A 6191-nucleotide genomic window follows, 5' to 3' on the forward strand; every position below is an offset into this window, starting at 1 on the left:
ACAGAACCTCCACTGTTTTTCCCCTGATTATACCTTCCGCCGCTTTGCGGGTCTATATCGCGCCCAGTCTCTCTGCGGCCGAGCTCCGGTCATGAAAGTTAGGCGTCGTTGACTAAATCCAAACAATGATTTATATTGTCTATAATAAACCAAACGATAACTGGATGTGTTTGTGTATGGACCTGTCGGATATTTTCTGGAACAGCTCGATGGAAGAGCTCAAACGAGGATATGTGCGCGAGGACGAGCATTTCGTCTGTCTGCTGTGCGGCAAACGGACCGAGCATGGCGTCGTCTATCCGGCGGACGGCCGATATTACGATGCGGAGAGAGCGATGCGCCATCATATCGCCAAGGAACACGGCTCGGTATTCGACAGTCTGCTCGGCTTGAACAAAAAGCTGACGGGGCTGACCGACCACCAGAGCCAACTGCTGCGCCTGTTCCATCAGGGCAAATCGGACGACGAGGTGCGCAAGGAACTGGGGATCGGCAGCGCTTCGACCATCCGCAATCATCGCTTCGTGCTGAAGGAGAAGGAACGCCAGGCCAAAATCTACCTTGCCCTGATGGAGCTGCTGAAGGAGAAAGACCGCCATGCGCCCGACATCGTTCACGTGCCCAAAACCGCGCGCATGGTCGACGAACGCTACCATATGACCGCCGACGAAGCGAAGAACGTGCTGGAGAAATATTTTCCGGACGGCCGGGACGGCCGGCTGACTACGTTCGCGATTAAGGAAAAGCACAAAATCGTCGTCCTGACGGAGCTCGCCAGACGCTTCGAATCCGGACGCGCGTACGCGGAGAAGGAAATCAATGAAATTTTGCGGACCGCCTACGAGGATTATGCCGTCTTAAGAAGATACCTGATCGAATATGGATTTATGGACCGCGAGCCGGACGGCAGCCGGTACTGGCTTAAATAGGCCGCTCCAAAAGTCCGCTTATGATCGCGAAGCCTCGCAATGAATACAGAACGGAGAGAGAACAAGATGACAGCGAAAAGCAGAGAAGAACGCGCAAAATTGATCGCCCAATACAAAGAAATCCCGATCCAGGCGGGCGTGTACCAGATCCGCAACAAGCAAAGCGGCAAAGTGCTTGTCGATTCGACCCCGAATCTGAAGTCCTTGAACGGAAGAGCCAGCAGCCTGAATTCGGGCACCTTTCCGAACAAGGAGCTTCAGCGGGAATGGAGCGAATACGGAGAAGACGCGTTCGCAATGGAGGTGCTCGAGGTGTTGAAGCCAAGCGACAATCCGTTCGTGAACGTCAAGGACGAATTAAAGGAGCTTGAAGCCCAATGGATCGACAAGCTTCAGCCGTTCGGCGACAAAGGTTATCACAAGCTCAAATAGGAGACAGATAACGGCCCGCGGACAGGCCGATTGTCTCGAAGCGGTCTTCGGAGGAGGCTGCGATATCGAGGTTTTCCCCTTCCGCCCCGAGCCACTGCACGCCCAGCACGACCTCGTCGTCGGCGCTCCGCGCCGCGAACAGGAAGCGGAACATATCCGGCGAGATCTCCGCCCCGTCGTCGACTCTCCAGGTCGAAAATTCGTCGTAGACGGCCGGATAATCCAGGAATACCAGCCGCTCTCCGTCCTCCCACACGAGACTGGCCAGCATATCGTCTCCCTGGCGTTGATACTGAACGGCATAGATTCGCTGGCCGTCCCGAGCGTGCGCGAGCAGCCAGCCCTGCTCGATGGCCCTGCCCTTCGCCTCGGCGATCTTCTTCGCCGCCTCGTCCGGCAGCTCGCGATCGGCCGAGGGCTTGAGCGGCAGGAGCGCCTGAACGTCGAATTGCTCCTCGCTCACGAGGAAATAGCTCTCGTTAGGCGTCGCCTTCCCCTCCTCGATCGTGTAAATATCGCCTTCCATGTTATCGAAGTTGTACGAAGATTGCCTTCCGTTGTCCTGCTCCGTGCGGGTCTGATGCTTCTCGTAGCGGATGCGCAGCGTCTGGCCGCCGCCTTCTCCAATCGCCAGACGGTAGCTTTCCAGCTCGCCGGCCCCGGCCGTTTCCGGCTCCATCCCGTCGGTCAGCGCCATCAGTCTCGTTCCCTGTTCGTCGGCAAATCCGAACAAGCCGGACAGCGACTCCGGATTCAGAACCGCCGCGGGCGGCTCCGTCGCTTCGGACGGGGAAGGCGGCACAGATGCTCCGCCCGTCTCGGGAACCGCGGACTCGGTCGGAGTCGCTTGCGGAGTCGACGCGCTCGGACCCGATCCGGTTCCGCCCGAATCGTTCCCTCCCGCGCACCCGGCAACGGCCAACGCCAGCAGCACGATCAGCCCTCTGAATTTCACATTTAACGCCCCCTGCCGTTTTTTCTTCATTATAACAGTTTGCTCCCCGACAATCGAAAGCGTTGAGTTTTCCTCCGTCCACCGCTTATAATGGACATTAGTGTGCCAATAAAGGAAAAGGTGTTTAATTCATGAGCATATTAACCGTTACGAATTTATCCCATGGCTTCGGAGACCGGGCCATCTTTAACGACGTCAGCTTCCGCCTGCTCAAGGGCGAGCATGTCGGCCTGGTCGGCGCCAACGGCGAAGGCAAGTCGACGTTTATGAACATCATCACGGGCAGCCTGGAGCCGGACGCCGGGAAAGTCGAATGGGCGCGCAAAGTCCGCGTCGGCTACCTCGACCAGCATTCCGTGCTGCAGAAGGGCATGACGATTCGCGACGTGCTGCGCGGCGCGTTCCGGTACCTGGTCGACCTCGAGGCCGAAATGAACGGGATGTATGAGAAAATGGGCTCCGTCGAGCCGGACGAGCTGGAGCGGCTGCTGGAGGAAGTCGGCACGATTCAGGACATTTTGACGAACAACGACTTTTATCTGATCGACGCCAAGGTGGAGGAAATCGCGCGCGGTCTGGGATTGGGAGACATCGGCCTCGACCGCGACGTGCACGACTTGAGCGGCGGCCAGCGCACGAAGGTGCTGCTTGCCAAGCTGCTGCTGGAGAAGCCGGACATTTTGCTGCTCGACGAGCCGACCAACTACCTGGACGAACAGCATATCACTTGGCTGACGCGGTTTCTGCAAAACTACGAGAACGCCTTTATTCTCGTCTCCCACGACATTCCGTTCCTGAACAGCGTCATCAACCTGGTGTACCATATGGGCAACCAGGAGCTGAACCGGTACGTCGGCGATTACGACAATTTCGTTCTGCTCCATGAAGCGAAGAAGCAGCAGCTGGAGTCGGCCTACAAGCGTCAGCAGCAGGAGATCGAGGATTTGAAGGACTTCGTCGCCCGCAACAAGGCGCGCGTCTCGACGCGCAATATGGCGATGTCGCGCCAGAAGAAGCTCGACAACATGGACGTTATCGAGCTGGCGCGCGAGAAGCCGAAGCCGGAGTTTAACTTCAAGGAGGCGCGCACGTCCGGGCGGATGATTTTCGAGGCGAAAAACCTTGTCATCGGCTACGAAGAGCCGCTCTGCCGTCCGATCGACCTGTTGATGGAGCGCGGCCAGAAAATCGCCCTCGTCGGCGCCAACGGCATCGGCAAGACAACGCTGCTGCGCAGCCTGCTCGGCGAGCTCTCCCCGCTCTCGGGAGAAGCCAAGCAGGGAGACAATCTGTTCGTCGGCTATTTCGAGCAGGAGGTCAAGGAAATCGCCGACGAAACGTGTATCGACGCGGTGTGGAAAAACTTCCCGGCGATGACCCAGTTCGAGGTGCGCGCGGCGCTCGCGAAATGCGGCCTGACGACCAAGCACATCGAGAGCAAGGTCGCCGTGCTGAGCGGCGGCGAGAAAGCGAAGGTGCGGCTGTGCAACCTGATCAACCGGCAGACGAACCTGCTCGTGCTCGACGAGCCCACCAACCACCTCGACGTCGACGCCAAGGACGAGTTGAAGCGCGCGCTCAAGGCCTACAAAGGCAGCGTTCTGCTCATCAGCCACGAGCCGGAATTTTACCGCGAGGTCGCGACCGACGTCTGGAACTGCGAAAACTGGACAACGAAGGTCTTCTAAAAAGAAAGGACCGATGCGCCGGGAAGAGCAATTGCTCCCTTCGGGCGTGTCGGTCCTTTTTTTCGGGCGCGCGCGTAATCAGGATATTTGAGGGTAGATCGCGGCAACTCCGCCGGCGAGGGCTTGCTGAATCTTGCGGCTTACTTCATCGGCGACAATTTCCAAGCTGTCCGATGCAATCCCGTCAATTGCAATTTTCGCAATATCCGCGGGGCTGGATTTGGGAGCGTCGATGCCCGCCGTCATATCCGTATCCATGAAGCCGACATGCAGGCCTGCGACTCTCACATTCCGAGGAAGCAGGTCTAAACGCAGCACGTTCGTCAATCCCCATTCCGCCGACTTGGCGGCGGTATACGCGCCTGCGCTTCCCAAACTAAACCAGGATAAGACGGAAAGAATATTCAGTATGGCCCCTCCCCCATTGTTTGCAATCACGGGAGCAAAAGCGCGGACCATGGATAATGTGCCAAAAACATGCGTATCGAACTCCAATTTGACTTGATCGAGATCGTCTTCAAGCAAGGATGCGCCCGTAGACGTGCCCGCATTGTTGATCAGAAGCGTAACATCCCCCGCTGCCCCGACGGCTTCGGCCACTTCTTCAGGCTTGGTAATATCGAGCTTTACGGGTATTGCGCCGGGAATGGCAACGGAATCCGGATTTCTGGCGCCGGCGTACACTTTGGCCCCTCTGGCTAGAAGTTCAAGCGCAAGCTGACGGCCCAGACCTCGATTGGCCCCCGTAATAAAAGCGATTTGTTCGGAAATATTCATGGTGGTTTGCTCCTTTGGTTGGTTTTCGTTAACAAATAAAATCCGAATAAGTAACTGATCACCTCTTCATTTAAGAACGTTCATTCTTTTAAAGACAACAAAAATCGACATGAATGACTTGTTTGATGTAACTAACTATACTGTTTTCAAGAACGATCGGTCAAGTATATTTTATAAAGAAAGGTCTGGACTTGCTAAAAACAGCCCATTACCATGCGATTGTTCGATAAACTTTCCGGCTGCATCTCATTGTTCACCGTCGTTTCCTCTCATCAAATTGTTTACTGATCATTCTTAAAAGAGTATGATATTAAGCGGGGGGTGGGATTTCACCATGGCAAGGCCCAGAGAATTCGATCAAGAAGCGGTTCTGGACAGAGCGATGGAATTGTTCTGGACCAGAGGGTACGAACGTACATCCATTCAGGATTTAGTTGAACATACAGGGGTGCATAGAGGCAGCTTGTACGATACCTTCGGAGACAAGAATCAATTGTTCCTGACTTGTCTGGACCGATTTCGGCAGCATTCAAAACCGCTATTTCGTATATTGGACGAACCCGGTTCCCCGAAAGAGGTTTTAGAACGTTTCTTCGACAAGCTCATCGAGCATGCCATGACGGACGAAAAAAGAGGCTGCATGATTGCCAACACGGCCATGGACTTGGGTGCGGTCGAACCTGCTATTGCGATGCGAATCGAAGCCTACACACTGGATATCGAAACGATATTTTATACTTTTTTACTGCGGGCGCAAAAAGACGGAAAAATCAAAAGCAGGCATAGTCTTCGCGAGCTTTCCCGATTCTTGGTCAACACGAGACACGGACTTTATGTGATGGCGAAAACCGCTGCCGATCGCAAGCCGCTGCAGGACGCTTGCAAAGTCGCGTTATCAATTATGGTTTGACTGCGGCTGACCAATTGACGCACATGATTGACACTCGCCAGAATCTTCAGGCTCCAAAATCGGTCGAAGCCGCCCAGTAACGGCCCCCCAGACCGTTAAAAGCGGGCAGCTGCACGAATTGGCCCGCGTAACGGCCTCCCGGACCGTTAAAAGCGGGCAGCTGCACGAATGGGCCTGCGTAACGGCCTCCCGGACCGTTAAAAGCAGGCAACTGCACGAATTGGCCCGCGTAACGGCCTCCCGGACCGCTAAAAGCAGGCAACTGCACGAATTGGCCCGCGTAACGGTCTCCCGGACCGCTAAAAGCAGGCAACTGCACGAATTGGCCCGCGTAACGGCCTCCCAGACCGTTAAAAGCGGGCAGCTGCACGAATGAGTCTGCGTAACGGCCTCCCGGACACTAGCCATGCGTAAAACCTGACATAAAAAAAGACAAGCTATATGTTACTAATTATGGTAATTGTTAATTGTTTTACCTGTCCATCCATAAAAAAATCTCC

The 6191-nt window shown here is 55.4% G+C and carries 7 protein-coding genes; 4 read left to right on the plus strand and 3 right to left on the minus strand.

The window, feature by feature from the left end:
* The first annotated feature begins 176 nt into the window (after positions 1–176).
* Both ACFFT4_RS06100 and ACFFT4_RS06105 read left to right on the plus strand, forming a co-directional pair.
* Positions 177–929 carry a DUF2087 domain-containing protein gene (locus tag ACFFT4_RS06100; protein ID WP_378045923.1) on the plus strand — a complete coding sequence of 251 codons (753 nt, stop codon included), beginning with the start codon at positions 177–179 and terminating at the stop codon, positions 927–929.
* Positions 930–995: 66 nt separating this feature from the next.
* Entirely contained in the window at positions 996–1361 is a 366-nt protein-coding gene (locus ACFFT4_RS06105) for a GIY-YIG nuclease family protein (protein WP_378045925.1), read from the plus strand.
* Here the strand turns inward: ACFFT4_RS06105 and ACFFT4_RS06110 are convergent.
* Positions 1354–2346 carry a DUF3558 domain-containing protein gene (locus ACFFT4_RS06110; RefSeq protein ID WP_378045926.1) on the minus strand — a complete coding sequence of 331 codons (993 nt, stop codon included), beginning with the start codon at positions 2344–2346 and terminating at the stop codon, positions 1354–1356. The two genes, ACFFT4_RS06105 and ACFFT4_RS06110, sit on opposite strands and share 8 nt — an antisense overlap.
* A 101-nt stretch (positions 2347–2447) precedes the next feature.
* On the opposite strand from ACFFT4_RS06110, the gene ACFFT4_RS06115 reads away from it, so the two are divergent.
* Entirely contained in the window at positions 2448–4004 is a 1557-nt protein-coding gene (locus ACFFT4_RS06115) for an ABC-F family ATP-binding cassette domain-containing protein (protein ID WP_378045928.1), read from the plus strand.
* 78 nt (positions 4005–4082) lie between these two features.
* Here the strand turns inward: ACFFT4_RS06115 and ACFFT4_RS06120 are convergent, their stop codons facing one another.
* Positions 4083–4781 carry an SDR family oxidoreductase gene (locus ACFFT4_RS06120; RefSeq protein WP_378045930.1) on the minus strand — a complete coding sequence of 233 codons (699 nt, stop codon included), beginning with the start codon at positions 4779–4781 and terminating at the stop codon, positions 4083–4085.
* 334 nt (positions 4782–5115) lie between these two features.
* On the opposite strand from ACFFT4_RS06120, the gene ACFFT4_RS06125 reads away from it, so the two are divergent.
* Positions 5116–5691, plus strand: coding sequence for a TetR/AcrR family transcriptional regulator (locus tag ACFFT4_RS06125; RefSeq protein ID WP_378045932.1), 576 nt, complete (start codon positions 5116–5118; stop codon positions 5689–5691).
* A 46-nt stretch (positions 5692–5737) separates the two neighbouring features.
* On the opposite strand, the gene ACFFT4_RS06130 is transcribed toward ACFFT4_RS06125, so the two are convergent.
* Positions 5738–6061: a hypothetical protein gene (locus ACFFT4_RS06130; RefSeq protein ID WP_378045934.1), complete on the minus strand. Its 324-nt coding sequence runs from the start codon at positions 6059–6061 to the stop codon at positions 5738–5740.
* Between the last annotated feature and the right edge of the window lie 130 nt (positions 6062–6191).

Origin of the sequence: Cohnella cellulosilytica, from assembly GCF_042431195.1 — a bacterium.
In the GTDB taxonomy this organism is placed as follows: Bacteria; Bacillota; Bacilli; order Paenibacillales; family Paenibacillaceae; genus Cohnella; species Cohnella cellulosilytica.